Here is an 18,538-nt window from a genome sequence, read left to right on the forward strand (position 1 = left end):
GTGATAGTTGGATAGTGTTGTCGGTGGTCATTGCGGTAGGGAAACGCCCGGTCCCATTCCGAACCCGGTAGCTAAGCCTTCCAGCGCCGATGGTACTGCACTCGCCAGGGTGTGGGAGAGTAGGTCGCCGCCGACATTCAACTTCATGGGATGTGCCCCGGACTGTCGAGTCCGGGGCATTTCTCATTTCTGGATTGTTTTCGGTCCGATGCGTGGTGCCGGCCCGGCCGGGCATGAGTGTGTCTGTTTGTGGTTCCTGGCGCGGGTCCCTCGGGGCTGGTGGTCGGGGCCGTGGAGCTCTCTTGTGGGAGTCGCATCCGGTCTCGTCGTGCCGGTGGGGTCGGCGTACCTCGCATGCCTTCCTGTGACCTCGCACCCTCTGCAGGGGCTGCGAGGTCGCAGAAAGGTGTGCGACGTGGGGTGCGAGGAGGGGGCCGGCGGGAACACCGGCCGCCGCAGGCGTCAGAGGTCGGCGCCCACGGCGTCGTCGACACACGAGAAGCCGTCGGCGCGCAGCAGCGCCGCGAGCTCGCGGTGGCTGCGCAACGTCCTCACCGCGCATGTCGTCGGTGTCGGGACGCGCGGGCGGAACACAGACGGGGGTCGGGTGGAACCGGACGGGCTTCGTGTACGACAGTGACGGTATGGACTGTCAGGGCTACCGCGAGGTGCTGTCCGCCCGTCTCGACGGTGAGGCGGGCGACGACGAGCGCGCGGCGGTCGAGGACCACCTCGCCGGGTGCGCGTCCTGCTGCGCCTTCGCCGACGGCGCCGACCGGCTCGGACGGCTCGCGCGGGTCGGTCCGGCGGACCCGCTCCCCGATCTCACCGACCGGGTACTCGCGGCGCTCGGCGTCTCCGCCCCGGCACCGGCACCACCGCTCCCGGCCGTCCCGCGGCTGAGCTGTCTCGACGGCGGCTGCTGCAGTGGGGCGGCGGGACGTGCCCCGGTGGGTGTGGTGCCCTCGGCCTGCGGGTGCGCGAGTACCTGCGGCTGCGGTTGCCAGCAGGGCGCACCCTGCCGCTGTGCCGTGCGCGCCGCCTAGGGGAGCGGTGCCGACCGGGACAGCCGGTCCGGTGCGGCCGGAACCGCTGGGCGGTGCGCGCGGCGGGCTCGCCGACCGGCCCCCGGTGCCACCCCGTCGGTGCCACCCCGTCGGTGGCGCCGCGGCCGGCGCCGTCGTGGTGCAATGGCCGTTCCGACATCCCGGCACCAGTGACGACGAGGGAGCCGCATGAGCGCACCGCGTACGCCCGGCCCGGGCGCGCTGTCCCCGCAGGCGTCACCCGAGCTCGCCGACGAACTCACCCGCATCGCATGGCGGGTCGACCGCTGGATCGACCCCGGTCCCGCCTCGGTCGTCGCCGGGGCGGGGGTCGCCGCCGTCGTCGCCGCGCTGCTCATGCCCTGGTCCACCCGCGGCGCCGGGTGGGAGGTCCTCGTCGGCAGGGCCGCGATGGGGCCGCTGCCGTGGCTGTTCACCGTGGTCGCGGTCGTCGCGGTGGGGGCGTCGGTGCTCGCCCTCCTGACCCGGTTCTGGCCGCTGGCCTGGACCGCGGCCACCGTCACCGGCGTCGGCGCGGTCACCGGGCTCTGGGCGGTGTGGTCGCGGCAGACCGCGGTCGCCGGCACCGACGACATCGGGCCGGGCCTGATCGTCACCGTGCTCGGGGTGCTCGTGCTGTTCGGCACCTGGGCGCGCACCGTCGTCGCCTGCGGGCCGCGCGCCCCGCACGGCCCGCCCGCCTGACCCGGCAGGTCAGGCCACGAGCGCGGGGACCCGACGCGCGGCCAGGTCCTCCAGGACGCCGACGGCGTCCTCCACCGGCGGCAGCGCCAGCATCGCGCGCTGGGCCGAGCGCATCCGCGCGCGGACGTCGTCGTCGCCCAGGAGCCGGGTGCACGTCGCGGCGATCTCGGCGGCGTCGGGCGTGCAGTGCGCGCCCAGCCCGAGCTCGGCGATCCGGCGGGCGTTGTGCTCCTGGTCCCCGAACTGCGGCAGCACCGCCAGCGGGACGCCGTGCCGCACGGCCTCGCGGACGCCGTTGTAGCCGCCGTGGGTCAGGAACAGGTCCGCGACCTGCAGGAGCAGCGGCTGCGGCACCCACGGCGCGGGATGCACGTGTGCGGGCAGCGCCAGGTCGTCGACCGGGAGGCCACCGGTGGACAGCACCACCTCGGCGTCGAGCCGGGACGCCGCCTCGGCCACCGTGCGCAGCGCGGCGTGCGGGTCGACGGGGGCGCGGCGCTCGGCACGCCCGGCCATCGCCGGCATCGCCGTCCCCAGCCCCGCGACGACCAGCGGCCGGCTCCCGGGCAGCGCGCCGACCCAGCCGGGCAGCGTCTCGCCGCGGGAGACCTGGTCGTCCTGGCGGAACGCTCGCGCCGGCGCGATCTGCGGCCCCGCCAGCGAGAACTGCGGCGGCATGCAGTCCAGCCGCCCCCACCGGTGCAGCGCGGCCGGGTCGTCCGGGGCGGCGAAGCCGAGCTCGTCGCGACGCTCCGCCAGCGCGTCGGCCACGACGTCCGGCGAGAGGACGTTGCCCGCACCCGACGGCGCCGCCACGCACGGCACCCCCAGGTGCTCGGCCACCAGGAACGCCGCGGTCTCGCCGCCGTCGCGCAGCACCAGGTCCGGCGTCCCGTGCGGCTCCACCAGCGCGAGCAGCGCCCGGGCCGAGCCCGTCACCTGCGGACCGGCGAACAGGGTGGGCAGGAGCGCCGTCGTCACCTCGGTCGCGGTCAGCGTCGCCAGCGCGGCGGGCCCACCGAGCCGGGCGACGGCCGGGCCGAGGTGCTCGGCGGAATCGGCCATCGTCGCGAACACCGGCTCGACGACGACCGGCGCACCGTCGAACACCCCCGCGATGTCGGGCGGGCACGCCACCACGACCCGGTGGCCCGCGTCGCCGAGCGCGCGGGCGAAGGGGAGCACAGCCCGGCCGTGCGAGGGGGAACCGGTGACACTGCAGAGGACGAGCACCCCATCATGATCGACCCGATCGTTGCGGTAAGCAAATGATCAGGTGCGGGTCCAGCGGCCCAGCACCATCAGCGTCCGGGTCCCGGTGACCGTGCCGTTGCGCCGCAGCCGGTCGATCACCTCCTGCAGGTGCGCGAGATCGCGGACCCGGACCTGCACCAGGGCGTCGAGGTCACCGGCCAGGGTGTAGACCGCCTGCACCTCCGGCTGGCGCGACGCCGAGTCGACGATCTCCGAGACGCTCGCGGTGCCGGCATAGCGGATCTCGCTGAACGCCTCGACCGGCCAGCCCAGTCTGGCGTGGTCGACCTGCACGGTGAACCCGGTGATCACCCCGGACTCACGCATCCGGTCGACCCGGCGCTTGGTCGCGGCGGTGGACAGCCCGACCCGCTCGGCCATGTCGGCGTAGGTGCGGCGCGCGTCCTCGTGCAGCAACCGCAGGATCGCGTGGTCCAGGTCGTCGACCTCGGTCTCGGGCACGGCACCTCCAGCGCAACGGATCCACGTTCTGGTGGACCGTCGACGGTATCCGTTGCGTATCCGCGGCGATTGCCACCGCACGCATTGTGTCGGGGCCGTCGTCGCGCTGTCCTGGTGCGGACGCGCCGCCCGACTCGCCGAGGAGCCGAGAATGACCGTGCTGGACGACAAGTACCTCGCCGCCCACGGTCGGGCCCCGATGAGCGGGATCCAGGCGCTGGTCCGCCTCGTGCTCGAGCAGGCCCGCCTCGACACCGCCCGCGGATTCGACACCGCCTCGTTCGTCTCCGGCTACCAGGGCTCCCCGCTCGGTACCTTCGACGCCGAGCTCGGCCGCGCCCGTGTCCACCTCGACGCCGAGCGCGTGGTGTTCCGGCCCGGGCTCAACGAGGAGCTCGCCGCCACCGCCGTCGCGGGCACCCAGCTGCTCGACGCCGTCCCCGGCCGCCGCCACGAGGGCGTCGTCGGCTGGTGGTACGGCAAGAACCCCGGCCTCGACCGGGCCGCCGACGCGATCCGGCACGGCAGCCTGGCCGGCACCGCCCGGCTCGGCGGCGCCGTCGCCATCATCGGGGACGACCCGTCCTGCAAGTCCTCCACCGTGCCCAGCTCCTGCGAGCCGATGGCGCAGTCACTGGCGATGCCGCTGCTCGCGCCCGGCTCGGTGTCCGAGGTGATCGAGTTCGGGCTGCACGCCGTGGCGCTGTCCCGGGCCACCGGCCTCTGGACCGGCCTGAAGATCATCGCCGACGTCGCCGACGCGTCCTGCACCGTCGACCTCGGCGCGCTGCGCCCGGAACTGGTCGGCGTCCCCGCCCCGCCCGCCACCGACCGCGCGCAGTCCGGCCCGCTCGTCGGGCCCGCCGCCGTCGAGGCCGAGCACGACCAGCTGACCCGCAGGCTCGACCTGGCCCGCCAGTACGCCCGCGAGACCGGGCTCAACCGCGTCACCTTCACCTCCCGCGACCCGCACCTCGCCGTGCTCGCCTCGGGGACCGGCTACGCCACCGTGCTGCGGGCGTGCGAGGACCTGGGCCTGGGCGAGGCCGAGCTCGACGCGCTCGGCGTACGCCTGATCCGCCTCGCCATGCCGTTCCCGGTCGACGCCGACGCGCTCGCCGGGCTCGTCGGGGGCTGCGCGGAGGTGCTCGTCGTCGAGGACAAGGTGCCGTTCCTGGAGGGCCACCTGCGCGACGCGCTCTACGGGCGCGACCACCGGCCCACGGTCACCGGCCGTCGCGACGAGCGCGCCCGTCCGCTGCTGTCCGCCCGCGGCCAGCTCGGCGCCGAGGACGTCGCCCGTGCCCTCGCCGCCCGGCTCACCGCCGCCGGGCGGATCCTGCCCGCGGCGGCGGCCGCGCACCTGGAGCGCCTCGCACCGCCCAGGCCGTCGCGGATCGGGCTGGACCTGCTCGGGAACCGGACGCCGTACTTCTGCTCCGGCTGCCCGCACAACACCTCCACCCGCACCGGCAACGACACGCTCGTCGGGGTCGGGATCGGCTGCCACGCGATGATCGCCCTCGACGGCGAGCACCGCGGCCACCAGATCGGGCTGACCCAGATGGGCGGCGAGGGAGCCCAGTGGATCGGCCTGGCCCCGTTCACCGACGACCGCACCCTCGTCCAGAACCTCGGCGACGGCACCTTCCACCACTCCGGCTCGCTCGCCATCCGCGCCGCCGTCGCCGCCGGGGTCACCATGACCTACAAGCTGCTCTACAACGACGCCGTCGCCATGACCGGCGGGCAGCGCGCCGAGGGCCGGATGAACGTCCCCGACATCACGCGCTCGCTCGCCCTGGAGGGCGTGCGCCGGATCGTCGTCACCACCGACAGCCCGCGGGACTACCGCGGGATCGCCCTCGACCCGATCGCGAGCGTGCGTCACCGCGACGAGCTCTCCGCGGTCGAGGAGGAGCTGAAGGCCCTCGACGGCGTCACCGTCCTGATCCACGACGACCGCTGCGCCGCCGAGGAGCGCCGCCTGCGCAAGCGCGGGAAGCTGCCGGCCCCGGCCGAGAAAGTGCTGATCAACGAGCGGGTCTGCGAGGGCTGCGGTGACTGCGGCGAGGCGTCCACTTGCCTGTCGGTGCTGCCGGTGGAGACCGAGTTCGGTCGCAGGACCGCCATCCACCAGGCGTCCTGCAACACCGACTACTCCTGCCTCAAGGGCGACTGCCCGTCGTTCCTCACCGTGGTGCCCGGCACCCGGCCCCGCCGGGAGATCCCGGCGCTGCCGGTCACGCTCGTCGCCCCCGAGCCGCGGGTCGACCGGGACGCGACCCTGATCCGCATGCCCGGCATCGGCGGCACCGGCGTCGTCACCGCCTCGGCGATCCTGCAGATGGCCGCCCACCTCGACGGGCTCTTCGCCGCCGGGCTGGAGCAGGTCGGTCTCGCGCAGAAGGGCGGCCCGGTCGTCTCCGACGTCCGGATCTCCAAGCAGCCCCACCACGGGATCCTGCGCGCCTCCCGCGGCACCGCGGACGTGCTGATCGGCATGGATCTCGTCGGCGCCGCCTCCGACGCGACACTCGCGGTCGCCCGGCCAGGGCACACCGTCGCCGTCGTCAACACCTCGCTCGTGCCGACCGCGGCCATGGTCACCGGCCGCGTCGTGCTGCCCGGCTCCACCGACGACGCCGTCGAGCGGATCGGCGCGGTCACCCGGGACCTGCTCGCCGTCGACGCCCAGACACTGTCCGAGGCGCTGTTCGACGACCACCTCCCGACCAACATGCTGCTGCTCGGTGCCGCCTATCAGCACGGGGTGCTCCCGGTGTCGGCCGACGCGCTGGAGGAGGCGATCCGGGTCAACGGCGCGGCCGTGGAGACCACGCTGACGGCGTTCCGCTGGGGCCGGGCCGCCGCGATCGACGCCGCCGCCGTGCGCAGCGCGCTCGTCACGCCGCAGGCGGCCCCGGTCGCCGTCGACGAGGCGTCCGCGGCGCTGGCCCGCTCGGTCGCCGCGGGCACCGGGTTCGCCGACCTGCTCGCCACCCGGATCGCCGACCTCACCGGCTACCAGGACGCCGCCTACGCCCACCGCTACGCCGAGGAGGTCCGCCGGGTCGCGGCCATCGCCGCCGCCCGGGCCGGGGACACGGCCGGGGAGCGCGTCGGCGCCGCCTACGCCCGCGGCCTGCACCGGCTCATGGCCTACAAGGACGAGTACGAGGTCGCCCGGCTGCACCTGGACCCGGTGGAGACCGCCCGCCGCGACGCCGCGTTCGGGCCCGACGCCCGGGTGTCGGTGATGCTGCACCCGCCGGTGCTGCGCGCGCTGGGGATGAACCGCAAGATCGCCCTCGACGGACGGCTGGCCGCACCCGCGTTCCGGGCACTGCGCGCGGCCCGGAGGCTGCGTGGCACCCCGCTGGACGTGTTCGGCCGGGCCGGGGTCCGCCGCGTGGAGCGTGAGCTGGTGGGGGAGTACCAGACGCTGGTCCGCGCGGCGCTCGACCACCTGGCGCCCGACACCGTCGAGGCGGTGGTCGAGGTCGCCGGGACCGCGGAGCTGGTGCGCGGCTACGAGGACGTCAAGCTGGGCAATGTCGAGCGGTTCCGCGAGCAGGCCCGGGCCGCGCTCGATGCCCTGACCGGCTGACTCTCAGCCACTCGCGCGGGCGGGTCTCAGGTGCCCCTCAGCGTTGCGACGCACAATCGTCGCCGTGGGGGAACGCGCGACGGCACGGCAGTGGTTCGACCGGATCCCGGGGGCGGCCCGCCTCCGGCGTCACGCCCGGGGTGGGCACGGGAGTACCTGGGAGCGGGGCCGTCGCCGGGGCGGGGCGTCCGCGGCCGCGGGACGGCCGTGGCGCGCCCGGGTCGACGGCCGGACCGCGCGGCGGCTCGGCGCGGCGGTGCTGGCCGGGGGACTGGTGCTCGCCGGTTGCGCCGCACCGGCCGCGGCCGGCCTCGCCGCGGTCGCGTCCACCGTCCCGGACAGCGCCACCGGGGACCTCCCCGACGCCGCGACACTGCCGGCCGCGACCGTCCTCACCGACCGCGACGGCACCCCGATCGCCTACCTCGACGAGCAGTACCGCATCCCCGTGTCCTACGACCGGATCGCCCCGTCGATGATCGCCGCGATCGTCGACGTGGAGGACCGCCGGTTCTTCGACGAGTCCGGTGTGGACCCCGTCGGCACCCTGCGCGCGCTGGTCACCGACGCCGCGGGCGGCGCGGTGCAGGGTGGCTCCACCATCACCCAGCAGTACGTGAAGAACTGGCTGGTCGACGTCGTCGACCGCGACGCCCCCGCCGCCCAGCGGGCCGACCACGCCGACACCCCGACCCGCAAGATCCGCGAGGCGGTGCTCGCCCAGCGCCTGGCGCACGGCACGTCCAAGCAGGACGTGCTCGCCGGGTACCTCAACACCGTCGAGTTCACCGGCAACGTCTACGGCGTCGAGGCCGCCGCGCGCGCCTGGTTCGGCACCGACGCCGCACACCTCACGGTCCCGCAGGCCGCGCTGCTCGCGGGCGCGGTCAACAACCCCACCCTGTTCGACCCGTTCCGCCACCCGCAGGCCGCGACCGACCGGCGCAACACCGTGATCGCGGCCATGCGCGACGCCGGGTCGCTCACCCCCGCCCAGGCCGCCGAGGCCACCGCCGCGCCGCTCGGGGTGCGCGCCGGCGGGCCACAGGTCCCCGGGCACAACTGCTACGGCGCCACCGACGGCGCCGGGTTCCTCTGCGAGTACGCGGTGTCCGAGCTGGAGCGGGCCGGGTTCACCGAGCAGCAGCTCGACACCGGCGGCTACACGATCCGCACCACCCTCGACCCGGCCGCGTCGGCGTCGGCGCAGCAGGCGGTCGACGCGAACGTGCCGCGCACCCAGGACGGCGTCGCCGACACCCTGGTGCTGATCCGGCCCGGCCACGGCGACGCCGCCACCGGCGACCACCAGATCCTCGCCATGGTCGCCAACCGGCGGCCCGGCACCGACGCGGCGGCCGGCGACACCACCCGCGACCTCGTCGCCGCGCCGTCGAACGTCTTCGGCGCCGGGTCCACCTTCAAGATCTTCACCACCGCCGCGGCGCTGGAGGCGGGCACCGTCGGCTACGACAGCACGCTGCCCGACCCGGCCTCGGCGTGCTTCCCCGGCGCCGGGAGCAGCTGCTACCCCGTCAGCAACGACACGCCGGACTACCCGGACCCGATCCCGCTGCCCGTCGCGCTCGCGACCTCGCCGAACACCGCGTTCGTCGACCTGGAGGAGCGCACCGGTATCGCGAAGGTCGTCGACATGGCGCGCCGGCTCGGACTGCGTGACACCCTGGCGTCGAACGCGGCGGGCGGGACGCCGGACCCGTCGTCGTCGGACGCGCGGATCTCCCAGCCGCAGTCGACCTTCTTCGCCGACCTGCCGTCGTTCACCCTCGGGGTCAGCCCGGTGTCCACGCTGGAGATGGCGAACGTGGCGGCGACCGTCCAGAGCGACGGCGTGTGGTGCGCCCCGGACGCCGTGCTGTCGGTGACCGACCGCGACGGCGCCGCGGTGCCGGTGAACCGGCCCGCCTGCGAGCAGGCCGTCGCCCCCGGGATCGCGCACACCCTGTCCGCCGGGCTGGGAGGGGACACCGTGTCCGGTACCTCGGCGGCCGCGGCGCGGGCCGCGGGCTGGACGCGGCCGACGATCGGCAAGACGGGTACGACCAACTCCTCGGAGTCGGTCGCGTTCGTCGGGGGCACCGGGGGCATCGACGGCGTCGCCGGGTCCTCGATGGTGTTCGCCGACGGCCCGAACCCGTCCGAGATCTGCCCCGGGAACCCCGTGCACCTGGGCGACTGCGGACACGGCGCGTTCGGCGGGACCGTCGCGGCGCCGCCGTTCTTCGCCGCCGTCGAGCCGCTGATCGCCGGTCGGGCCGACGTGCCGCTGCCCGACCCCGACCCGGACCACCTGCAGCCCCGCGACGGGTGACCGGGCCTACTTCAGCAGCCTCTGGACCTCGCGGAAGCGCGGGTGCGCGGCGTCGCGCAGCCACTCGAACAGCACCATCTCCGAGGTGACGATCTCGGCCCCGGCCGCGCGGGCACGCTGCAGCGCCAGCTGCTCGTCCTCGACGAACCGTGAGCCGACCGCGTCGGCGACGAGCACCACCCGGCGGTCGTCGGCGAGCAGCTCCAGCACGGTCTGCAGCACGCAGACGTGTGCCTCCACCCCGGCGACGACGATCTCGCCGCGGCCGGGCGGGAACAGCACGTCGTCGTCGGCGGCGAAGCGGGTCTTGGGCATCACCAGGTGCGGCAGCCCGGCGAGCCGCTCGACGGTCGGGCCCAGCTTCTCCGGGACCTGTTCGGTGGCCAGCACGGGGACCTCGAGCAGGGTCGCGGCCTCGGCGAGCCGGGCGGCCCGGGCGACGACCCGCTCGCCGTCGTGCATCGCGGGGACCAGGCGCTCCTGCAGATCGACCAGGAGCAGGACGGCGCTGCCTGCGTTCATCAACACCCCCCGACCGTACGGGCACCGCCGTCGCGGTCAGCTCCGCGACGCGTCGATCACCCGGTCCAGCACCGCCCGCAGCTCCTCCAGCTCGGCCAGCGGCATCCCGAGCCGCTCCACGACGGCCGGCGGGATCGCCTCGGCCCGCGCGCGCAGCGCCCGGCCCGCGACGGTGAGGGAGACCGCCATCGTCCGTTCGTCGCCGGGGACCCGGCGGCGGTCGACCAGTCCGGCCGCCTCCAGGCGCTTGAGCAGCGGCGACAGCGTGCCCGGGTCGAGGGCGAGCGTGCGGGCCAGCTCACCCAGCGAGCGGGGGGAGCGCTCCCACAGCGCGAGCATCACCAGGTACTGCGGGTGGGTGAGACCCATCGGCTCGAGCAGCGGCCGGTAGAGCGCGATGACGTTGCGGGCCGCGACGGCGAGGGCGAAGCAGACCTGACGGTCGAGCCGCAGCAGGTCCCCGCCCGGGTCGCCGTCGGTCGTGTCACCGTCACGCGTGTCACCCTCGTCCGGGGATGCGCTCGCCATGACGGACATCGTACATTGTTGGTGTACCAAGAATTGGGGGACCAACTGTGAACGAGCGGCCGAACCCACTGCGGTGGCTGGCCTACGTCTACGGCGCCGGACTGCCCACCCGGCACCGCGGCTGGGTGTTGCACGACGTCACGACCCGGACCTGGCAGCTGCGTCACCTCGTCCGCACCACCGTCCAGCTGCTGCCGGTCGGGGTGCTGCTGTACCTGCTCATCCCCGGCCCCGTGTACGTCCGGGCGCTGTCGGTGCTGGCCGGGGCGATCCTCGGCTACTTCTACTCGGTGGCCTACATGTACGAGTCCGCCGAGCACCGCGTCGCGAAGGCCGGGTACCCGGTCGGGCATGCCGCCGCCGTGCGGGAGCAGGCCGACGCGGGGAACCGGGACGCGGCCCGGGAGCGCTACGAGCGGCGCTGGCGCGGCTGAGGCCGGCTCACCCGCCCATCGTCTCGGGCAGCCACAGCACCACACCGGGCAGCGCGGCGAGCACGGCCACGAGCACGAGCAGCGCCGCCACGTAGGGCAGGACCCCGACGAAGATCTCCTCGGCCGGGCGTCCGGTCGCCTTGGACACGATGAACACGTTCATCCCCAGCGGCGGGTGACCAGGCCGATCTCGGCCAACAGGATGATCATCACCCCGAACCAGATCGGGTCGTAGCCCAGCTGCTCGACCACCGGCAGCACGACCGGGACGGTGAGCGCGAGGATCGCGAGCTGGTCGAGGAACGCCCCGAGCACGAGGTAGACCAGCGCGATCAGGGCGAAGATCGCCAGCGGCGGCGCGGTGACGCCGGCGATCGCGTCGACGAGGGTTCCGGTGATCCGGGTCAGCGTCATGAAGTAGCCGAACAGGTACGCCGAGGCGATGATCAGCAGGATCATCGCGGTCGAGGTGAGGGTCTCGACGAGCGCGTCGCGGATCCGGGCGAGGTCGAGCCGCCGCCGGGCCAGCCCGATGACCAGCGCACCGGCGACACCGAGGCCCGCCGACTCGGTCGGCGTCGTCAGCCCGAGGTAGATCGAGCCGACGACCAGCAGGAACAGCAACGCGACGGGCCCGAGGACGGGGACCGTCCGCAGCTTCTCGGCCAGGGTGTACCGGCGACCGGCCGGCGCGAGCGCGGGCTTGCGGTGCACCAGGAACAGCGTCGTGACGATGATCGTCACCGTGACGAGCAGCCCGGGCACCAGGCCCGCGACGAGCATCTGGCCCACGCTGACCTCGGCCAGGATCGCGTAGAACACCAGGATGATGCTGGGCGGCACCATGGCTGCGAGCGTGCCGACGACGGCGACCAGACCGTTCGCGAGCCGGCCGTCGTAGTGTTCGCGCTCCATCTCCGGGATGGTCGTCGAGGCCAGTGCGGCCGCGGCCGCGGTGCTCGACCCGGAGACCGCGGCGAAGGTGGCGCCGGTCGTCGTCGTGGCGACCCCCAGACCCGCCGGGACGCGCCCGACCCACACCCGGGCCGCAGCGAACAGCTCGGTCGTGACCCCGCTCTTGAGCACCAGCTGGGCCATGAGGATGAACAGCGGGATCGCCGCGAGGGTGTAGGTCGAGACCGCCGCGTACGGGGTGGTCTCCAGGAAGCCGACGGCGGCGGACGGCCCCCCGTGGGCGAGCAACCCGACGACGGCGCTCACCCCGATCGCGACGCCGACCGGTACCCGGGCCAACAGCAGGACGAACAGCAGGACGAGGACTCCGGCGAGCACCATCAGGCGATCTCCTCCGCGGCCGGGGTGAAGGGGGTGGCGGGGGCGGCGGGCTCGGGGCCGCGCAGGTCGTGGACCAGCGTGTGCAGGCTCCGGAGCACCGCGAGCCCCGCGCCGATCGGTACCAGCACCGCCGAGGTCCACACCGGCCACGACAGCTCCGAGGCCCCGGCCAGCGGGACGTCGCCGTGGCGGAGCGCGCCCGCGGTCAGGAGCAGCCCGCCGTAGCCGACCAGTGCCAGGAACACGGCGGTCAGGGCCGACCCGGTGACCGCGAGCATGCGTCGTCCGGCCGGTCCCAGGCGCTTGTGGACGAGGTCGATCCGGACGTGGGCACCCTCGCGGACCGTGTAGGACAGCCCGAGGAAGAACAGTCCCACCAGCGCGTAGTCGCCGACGAAGCCCACCGACCAGGACAGCGGCGCCCCCACCAGGTAGCGCAGGGCCACGTCGATCACGATCAGCGCGACCGTGACGACGACGCCGGTGAGGCCGACGGCGGCCGCCGCGTTCTCGACCGTGCGCAGAACACGGTCCACCGGGCCCGGCCGGGTCGTGCCCGCGTTCGTCGTGCCCGCGTTCATCGTGCGGCCTCCGGGGTCTCGTCGCGGGCCCGGTCGAGCGCCGCCTCCATCGCGTCCAGCGCGGCGCGGCCGGGTCGCCCGCGGGCCTCCATGTCCGCGGCCCAGTCGGCGCGCACCGAGGCGACCGCGTCCTGCCAGCGCTGCTGCTGGGCGGCGGTCAGCGCGGTGAAGGTCATGCCCCCGTCCTCGAGGGTCGACCGGGCCTGCGTCGTCTGCTCGTCCATCACCGCGCAGAGGTGCCGGGAGGTCTCCTCGCCCGCCCGGGTCATGGCGTCGCGGTGGGCCTCGGGCAGCTCCCGCCACAGCGCCTCGGAGATGGCGAAGGTGAGGGTGAAGCCGCCGAGCGGGGCGCCCTCGGTGGCGTGCGAGGCGACCTCGTCGAGTCGGAAGGGGACCGCGCTCATCGGCGGGAGGGTCATCGCGTCGACGGTGCCGCGCGACATCGCCTCGTAGACCTCGGGTCCGGCGATGGAGACCGGGGTGGCGCCCAGGGTGCGCAGCGTCTGGTCGACGACACCGCCGGGGGAGCGGGTGAGCAGGCCGGGGAGCTGCGCCGGGTCGGTCACCGGGCCGTTGGTGAACAGCTCGTACGTCGGGACGACGCCGACGAACAGCGTCCGCAGCCCGCGGGGCGCGAACTCCTCGCGGTGCAGCAACCCGCCCTCCCGGGTGAGCTCGCCGACCGCGCGGGCGGTGGTGCACGAATCCGTGCTGAGGCCCGGCAGGTCGCCGACGTTGGACAGGGGGAGCTTGTCGGACAGGTAGGGCGGCGACACGACCCCGATGTCCACGGCGCGGCTCGCGACGAGCTTGACGTAGTCGGTGGACTTGCCCAGCTGCTCGGACGGGTAGTACTCGACGTCCAGGGCGCCGCCGGTGAGCTCGCGGACCCGGTCGGTGAAGTGGACGATCCCGTCCCGGGACGCGGGGTGGGACACCGGGTAGGAGTCGGCGACCACGAGGGTCCGGACCCCGTCGGGCGGTGCCTCCCGTGCGGGTGTGCAGGCGGTCAGCAGCGCGACCGCGGCGACGAGGCAGGTCGTCAGCCCGGCTCCCTTGCCCAGCGTCCTCATCGGTTCCTCTCGGCGTCGTCCCGGGCGGGCCTCGCGGGAACGGCGCCGCGCCGCGCACGCGGGGGCGGGCGCGGCCACGACACCGGCCGGGCGTCGGCGACCGGTCGGGGTGGCACGGCCCGGGGTGGACCGTGTGGGGCGTCACAGGGAGCGTCGCACGGCGCCGACTGTCGTTTCAAGCAATCATCAGATGTTTTCTCTGCGATACCCCGGAGAGCGCGAAGTGCAGGTTTTGGCGTTGACAGCTAAACATCAGACATTAACGATGGACCGATGCTCGCCATCAATGCCGCGACCACCTTCCTCTTCGTCCCCGGCTCCCGCCCGGACCGCTACGACAAGGCGGTCGCCAGCGGTGCCGACGTCGTGATCGTCGATCTCGAGGACGCCGTCGCGCCCGAGGGCAAGACCGCCGCGCGGGACCAGGTCCGGGAGTGGCTGGCCGCCGGCGGCCGGGCCGCGGTGCGGGTGAACGGCACCGGCACGCCCTGGTTCGACGACGACGTCGCCGTGGTCGCCGCACTCGGCTGTCCGGTGGTGCTGCCCAAGGCCGAGACCGGCGCGGAGCTCGCCGCGCTGGCGGACCGGCTGCCGCCGGGCACCCCGGTCGTGCCCGTCGTCGAGACCGCGCTCGGGGTCCGCCGGGCCGAGGAGATCTGCGCCGCCCCCGGCGTCGTGCGTCCCGCCTTCGGCAGCGTCGACCTCGCGGTGGACATCGGCGTCGACCACCTCGACGACGTCGCACTGCGCCACACCCGCTGCGAGCTCGTACTGGCCGCCCGCGCCGCCGGGGTCACGGCACCGGTCGACGGGGTCACGACCGCCGTCCGTGACGACGCCCGGCTGGCCGCCGACAGCGCCGCGGCGCTCGCCCTCGGCCTCACCGCGAAGCTGTGCATCCATCCCGCCCAGGTCGCCGGTGTCGCCGCGGCCTTCCGCCCCTCCGCGGAGGAGCTGGCGTGGGCGGACCGGGTCGTCGCGGCCGCGGAGACCGGCGCCGTCGCCGTGCTGGACGGGGCGCTGGTCGACAAGCCGGTCGTCGATCGCGCGGTCGCGCTGCTGCACCGGGCCGGGCGGCCCGTCCCGGTGCGCTGACCCGGCGGACCTGCTCGGGCGCCGTGTCCTCGTGGCGGCACGAGGACCTCACCGGCGGCGTTCGCCCGCTCCGGGACGTCGACTCCGACCCGTTTCACGGGCCGGTCCCCTCGGGCCGGGGGTGCGCTCGGGAGGTCGTGGCGGGGGCGGCACGCAGCACCGGTGCCACCTCGCGGGCGAGCAGGTCCAGGGAGGCGCGGGCGTCCTCGACCGGCATGCCCGCCCAGTCGGTCCGGAGCACGAAGTGGTCGACGCCGACCTCGTCGCGCCAGGGCAGCAGCGCGGCCAGGCAGTCCTCCGGGGTCCCGACGACGAACCGGTCGAGGGCCAGCGCGTCGTAGCCGGTGCGGAAGGTCTCGGCGCCGGGCAGCACCCGGTCCTGGCCCCAGTCCGCGTACACCTCGTACTTCCCGGCGAGGTACGGCCGGGCCAGCTCGAGCGCCCGCTCCCGGGTGGGCGCGCAGTAGACCTCGCGCATCAGCGGCAGCTCGGGCAGCGGACCGCGCCCGGCGGCGGCCCGCTCGGCGTGGAACAGGTCCAGCTGACGGCGCACGGTCGCCGCGGTCGCGTGCGGGTTGATCATCCAGGTGTCGGCGAGCCGGGCGGCGCGGCGGACCGCGCCGTCGGAGTTCGCGGCCATCCAGACCGGCGGCACGGCCGCCGGGAGCGTGGTGGCGCGGACCCCGTCGAGGCGGCACCAGTCCACGTCGGCGTGCACCGGCTCCCCGGTCCACAGCGCGCGGACGATCCGCAGGTTCTCGGTGAACCGGCGGACCTTGTCCCCGGGCGGGATCCCGAACGCGGCGTACTCGACCTCGCGGTAGCCCAGCCCCACCCCGAACACCGAGCGCCCGCCGGTCACGACGTCGAGGCCGGCGAAGCTCTCGGCGGTGTCGACCGGGTTGTGCAGGGCCAGCAGGTGGATGCCGGTGCCGATCCGCATGTCCCCGGCCTCGGCGGCCAGCCGGGCCAGCCAGGGCAGCGGCTGGATGTGCGAGAACGACTCCGGCAGGTGGTGCTGACCGGCGAACACCGAGTCCAGGCCGCCGTCGCGGGCGGTGCGGACCAGCGACAGCTGCTCGGCCAGCGCGAGCAGCGGGTCCCGCCCGGCGGGCTGCTGGTGGGTCAGGAACACCCCCACCCGCACCGGGCCCTCAGCCACGGCAGGCCTCGGCGAACTCCACGGCCGGGGTGTCGTCGCCGAGCCCCAGCACCGCGCGCTGCACCCGGTCGGCGACGGCGGCCGGGGCGACCGTGCCGATCGTCTCCCGGAACTTGGCGACGACGTCGTCGTTGGTGAGCGGGCGCTCGTCGTGGCCGCGGTTGACCTGCTCGCGGTGGCGCAGGACCCGGCCGTCGGCCAGCTCGATCTCGACCGCGCCGGAGTAGGCGGCAGGGAAGGCGCTGTCCGGGTCGTCGGTGACCCGCACCTTCTGGGCGAGGTCGAGCGCGGCGCGGTCGGCGAGTGCCGCGTCGGACAGCTCGGTCAGCCCGAAGCGGCCGCGCAGCAGCGTGGTCGCGACGACGAAGGGGAGGCTGAACTTGGCGTCGTACTCGTCGCGCGGGGTCCACTTGGCCTCCGCCGGCTCGCACACGACCTTGCCGGGCACCGGGTGGATCGCGCAGCGGATCCCGGTGATCGCGGTGTCGCCGATCTCGGGGCGCAGCAGCAGCGCGGCGTCGGCGAAGGCGTGGATGAAGTGGCAGATCGGGTACGGCTTGACCGCGGTCCGCATCAGCTCCCAGGTTCCGCCCAGACCCTCGCCGACCGCGCCGGGCCGGGTCTCGCGCCCGGCCAGGTGGGAGTTGTAGAGGCCGAACCGGCCCTCGTAGACCGCGCCCGGCCCGCTCCAGCCCGCCTCGGCGAACCCGGCCGCGGTGAGCCCGGACATCGCGGCCCAGCCCGGGTGCAGCCGCTTGGTCCAGGCCCCGTCGGCCAGGAACTCCAGCAGCCCGGAGCTCATCGAGCCGACGACGCCCTGCGCCGTCGCGAGACCGTCGGCGTCCAGGCCCGCCACCTTCCCGGCGGCGACGGCGGACCCGAACGCCCCGGCCACCGCGGTGGGGTGGAACCCGACGTCGTGGAACCCGCCCGCGCCGCCGATACCGACCCGGGCCGAGACCTCGACACCGAGCACGTAGGCCAGGAGCAGCGTCCGGGTGTCCGCCCCGCGGGCGACGGCCGCGGCGAGCGCAGCGGGCAGCGCCGCGGCGGAGACGTGGGTGACGGCCGGGATGTGGGTGTCGTCGAAGTCCATGCCGTGGATCAGCACGCCGTTGAGCATCGCGGCGTCACGGGCCGGGAGCCGGTCGGGCAGGCCGAGCACGGGCTGGTCGCCCGCGCCCCCGAAGGACGCCAGGGCCGCCACGGCGACCCCCGGGAAGCCGTACGCGGTCGAGGCGAACGCCAGCCCGACGGCGTCGAGGATCAGGTGGCGGGCCCGCTCCTGCACCTCGGCGGGGACGTCGTCGAGGGTCGCGCGGGCCGCGAACGCGCCGACGGTGGCGGACAGCGAGGTGGTCGTGGACGGGGCCGGGATGGTGGTCATCGGTGACCTCCGGGTCGGAGTGGGACGGTCAGGTGATCCGGTCGGCGACCGGTGGGGTGCGCCGGTGGTGGTCGGTGCGCTCCTGGAACAGGGCGGCGACCCGCAGCGCGGTGATCTCGTCGTGCGGACGGGCGATGAGCAGCGCCGAGACCGGGCAGCCGTCGGGGGCGAGGCCGGTCGGCAGGGCCAGCCCGGGCGCCCCGGTGAGGTTGCCGAGCATCGTGGCGCGCGACTGCGCCGCGTAGAGCGGGTACCGCTCCCCGTCGACGACGACCGTGCAGTCCGGCAGCCGCGGCGCGGTCGCGGGCGTGGTGGGGACGACGACCACGTCGGCCCCGGCGAACACGGCGTCCAGCTCGGCCTGCAGCTGCACCCGGAACTGCAGGGCCCGCAGGAGGTCGGCGGCCGGTGTGGTGATGCCCTGGCTGATCCGGCGCACCGTCACCGGGTCGTAGTCGCCCCAGCGGTCGGCGTCGACCCGGTGCACCGCGGCGGCCTCGGTGAACACAACCTGGTAGCCGATGGGCAGCGCCTGCTCGGCCGACGGGATCTCGCCCGGCACGACGGTGGCCCCGGCGTCGGTGAGGACGTCGACGAGGTGGTCCACGCCCGCCCGGACGGCCGCGTCGCACAGCGCGGTGAGGTAGCCGCCGGGACGGGCGACCCGCAGGCCGCGCAGGTCGGCCGGGACCGTCGTCGGTGGCAGCGGCGGCAGCTGCGGCACCCGGGGGTCGACGCCGTCCGGGCCGCGGAGCAGGCCGAACAGCAGACCGACGGTGCGGGCGTCGCGGGCCAGCGGGCCGACCGTCTCGGTGGTCCAGGACAGCGGCATCACCCCGGTGCGCGGCACCGCCCCGGCCGTGGGCTTCAGCCCGGTCAGGCCGCACCAGGCCGCGGGCAGCCGGACCGAGCCGCCGACGTCGGTCCCGAGCCCGAACGGGACGACGCCGGCCGCGACCGCGGCCGCGGTCCCGGTCGAGGAACCGCCCGCCCACCGCCCGGGGTCCCACGGGTTGCGGCACGGCCCGGTCAGCGGCGGGGGCGGGCCGCC

17 protein-coding genes and 1 rRNA gene are annotated in these 18,538 nt (G+C 75.1%); 7 read left to right on the forward strand and 11 right to left on the reverse strand.

Annotated elements, in window-relative coordinates; all coding sequences use genetic code 11:
* Positions 1-19 precede the first annotated feature (19 nt).
* The 3 genes from rrf (at position 20) to NH602_RS14580 (ending at position 1,751) form a co-directional block, all read left to right on the forward strand.
* A 5S ribosomal RNA gene (rrf, locus tag NH602_RS14570) occupies positions 20-136 on the forward strand.
* A gap of 508 nt (positions 137-644) precedes the next feature.
* Positions 645-1,046 (forward strand): zf-HC2 domain-containing protein, encoded by a 402-nt coding sequence (locus NH602_RS14575; RefSeq protein ID WP_253068087.1) that lies wholly within the window; start codon positions 645-647, stop codon positions 1,044-1,046.
* A 189-nt stretch (positions 1,047-1,235) separates the two neighbouring features.
* Entirely contained in the window at positions 1,236-1,751 is a 516-nt protein-coding gene (locus tag NH602_RS14580; protein WP_100878246.1) for a hypothetical protein, read from the forward strand.
* Positions 1,752-1,760: 9 nt separating this feature from the next.
* Here the strand turns inward: NH602_RS14580 and NH602_RS31920 are convergent, their stop codons facing one another.
* Together NH602_RS31920 and NH602_RS14590 are read right to left on the reverse strand one after the other, a co-directional pair.
* A complete protein-coding gene (locus NH602_RS31920) occupies positions 1,761-2,936 on the reverse strand; it encodes a glycosyltransferase (protein ID WP_253068088.1) in 1,176 nt (391 codons plus the stop codon).
* Between the two features lie 87 nt (positions 2,937-3,023).
* On the reverse strand, positions 3,024-3,467 hold the full coding sequence (locus NH602_RS14590; RefSeq protein ID WP_179762271.1) for an Lrp/AsnC family transcriptional regulator: 444 nt from the start codon (positions 3,465-3,467) through the stop codon (positions 3,024-3,026).
* 151 nt (positions 3,468-3,618) lie between these two features.
* On the opposite strand from NH602_RS14590, the gene NH602_RS14595 reads away from it, so the two are divergent.
* Both NH602_RS14595 and NH602_RS14600 read left to right on the forward strand, forming a co-directional pair.
* Positions 3,619-7,077 carry an indolepyruvate ferredoxin oxidoreductase family protein gene (locus tag NH602_RS14595; protein WP_253068089.1) on the forward strand — a complete coding sequence of 1,153 codons (3,459 nt, stop codon included), beginning with the start codon at positions 3,619-3,621 and terminating at the stop codon, positions 7,075-7,077.
* A gap of 64 nt (positions 7,078-7,141) precedes the next feature.
* Positions 7,142-9,409, forward strand: coding sequence for a transglycosylase domain-containing protein (locus NH602_RS14600; RefSeq protein WP_253068090.1), 2,268 nt, complete (start codon positions 7,142-7,144; stop codon positions 9,407-9,409).
* Positions 9,410-9,415: 6 nt separating this feature from the next.
* On the opposite strand, the gene NH602_RS14605 is transcribed toward NH602_RS14600, so the two are convergent.
* Positions 9,416-9,931: an isochorismatase family protein gene (locus tag NH602_RS14605; RefSeq protein WP_218913639.1), complete on the reverse strand. Its 516-nt coding sequence runs from the start codon at positions 9,929-9,931 to the stop codon at positions 9,416-9,418.
* 36 nt (positions 9,932-9,967) lie between these two features.
* The gene (locus NH602_RS14610; RefSeq protein ID WP_083658855.1) at positions 9,968-10,459 is read right to left on the reverse strand and encodes a MarR family winged helix-turn-helix transcriptional regulator; all 492 of its coding nucleotides are present in this window, start codon (positions 10,457-10,459) and stop codon (positions 9,968-9,970) included.
* 47 nt (positions 10,460-10,506) lie between these two features.
* On the opposite strand from NH602_RS14610, the gene NH602_RS14615 reads away from it, so the two are divergent.
* On the forward strand, positions 10,507-10,893 hold the full coding sequence (locus NH602_RS14615) for a DUF5313 family protein (RefSeq protein ID WP_208825799.1): 387 nt from the start codon (positions 10,507-10,509) through the stop codon (positions 10,891-10,893).
* A 7-nt stretch (positions 10,894-10,900) separates the two neighbouring features.
* On the opposite strand, the gene NH602_RS14620 is transcribed toward NH602_RS14615, so the two are convergent.
* Genes NH602_RS14620 through dctP form a run of 4 tightly spaced genes read right to left on the reverse strand, consistent with a single transcriptional unit; the run spans position 10,901 to position 13,843 of the window.
* The gene (locus tag NH602_RS14620; protein WP_253068091.1) at positions 10,901-11,056 is read right to left on the reverse strand and encodes a hypothetical protein; all 156 of its coding nucleotides are present in this window, start codon (positions 11,054-11,056) and stop codon (positions 10,901-10,903) included.
* On the reverse strand, positions 11,053-12,189 hold the full coding sequence (locus NH602_RS14625; protein ID WP_253068092.1) for a TRAP transporter large permease: 1,137 nt from the start codon (positions 12,187-12,189) through the stop codon (positions 11,053-11,055). The genes NH602_RS14620 and NH602_RS14625 overlap by 4 nt, the downstream gene beginning before the upstream one ends.
* Positions 12,189-12,770 carry a TRAP transporter small permease gene (locus NH602_RS14630; RefSeq protein WP_179762275.1) on the reverse strand — a complete coding sequence of 194 codons (582 nt, stop codon included), beginning with the start codon at positions 12,768-12,770 and terminating at the stop codon, positions 12,189-12,191. The genes NH602_RS14625 and NH602_RS14630 overlap by 1 nt, the downstream gene beginning before the upstream one ends.
* Entirely contained in the window at positions 12,767-13,843 is a 1,077-nt protein-coding gene (gene dctP, locus NH602_RS14635; RefSeq protein WP_253068093.1) for a TRAP transporter substrate-binding protein DctP, read from the reverse strand. Before dctP ends, NH602_RS14630 begins: the two co-directional genes overlap by 4 nt.
* Before the next feature lie 273 nt (positions 13,844-14,116).
* Between dctP and NH602_RS14640 the strand changes: the two genes are divergently transcribed.
* Positions 14,117-14,938, forward strand: coding sequence for a CoA ester lyase (locus NH602_RS14640; protein ID WP_253068094.1), 822 nt, complete (start codon positions 14,117-14,119; stop codon positions 14,936-14,938).
* A 94-nt stretch (positions 14,939-15,032) separates the two neighbouring features.
* Here NH602_RS14640 and NH602_RS14645 read toward each other — a convergent pair whose 3' ends face one another.
* From NH602_RS14645 to NH602_RS14655, 3 genes are all read right to left on the reverse strand, one after another.
* The gene (locus NH602_RS14645; RefSeq protein WP_253068095.1) at positions 15,033-16,100 is read right to left on the reverse strand and encodes an LLM class flavin-dependent oxidoreductase; all 1,068 of its coding nucleotides are present in this window, start codon (positions 16,098-16,100) and stop codon (positions 15,033-15,035) included.
* Complete coding sequence (locus NH602_RS14650; protein WP_179762280.1) at positions 16,093-17,487, reverse strand: MmgE/PrpD family protein; 1,395 nt, start codon at positions 17,485-17,487, stop codon at positions 16,093-16,095. Before NH602_RS14650 ends, NH602_RS14645 begins: the two co-directional genes overlap by 8 nt.
* Positions 17,488-17,515: 28 nt before the next feature.
* Positions 17,516-18,538 (reverse strand): amidase (locus NH602_RS14655; protein WP_253068096.1); only part of this gene is annotated, 1,023 nt, incomplete at its 5' end.

This window comes from Pseudonocardia sp. McavD-2-B (assembly GCF_024124365.1).
GTDB classification, from domain to species: domain Bacteria; phylum Actinomycetota; class Actinomycetes; order Mycobacteriales; family Pseudonocardiaceae; genus Pseudonocardia; species Pseudonocardia alni.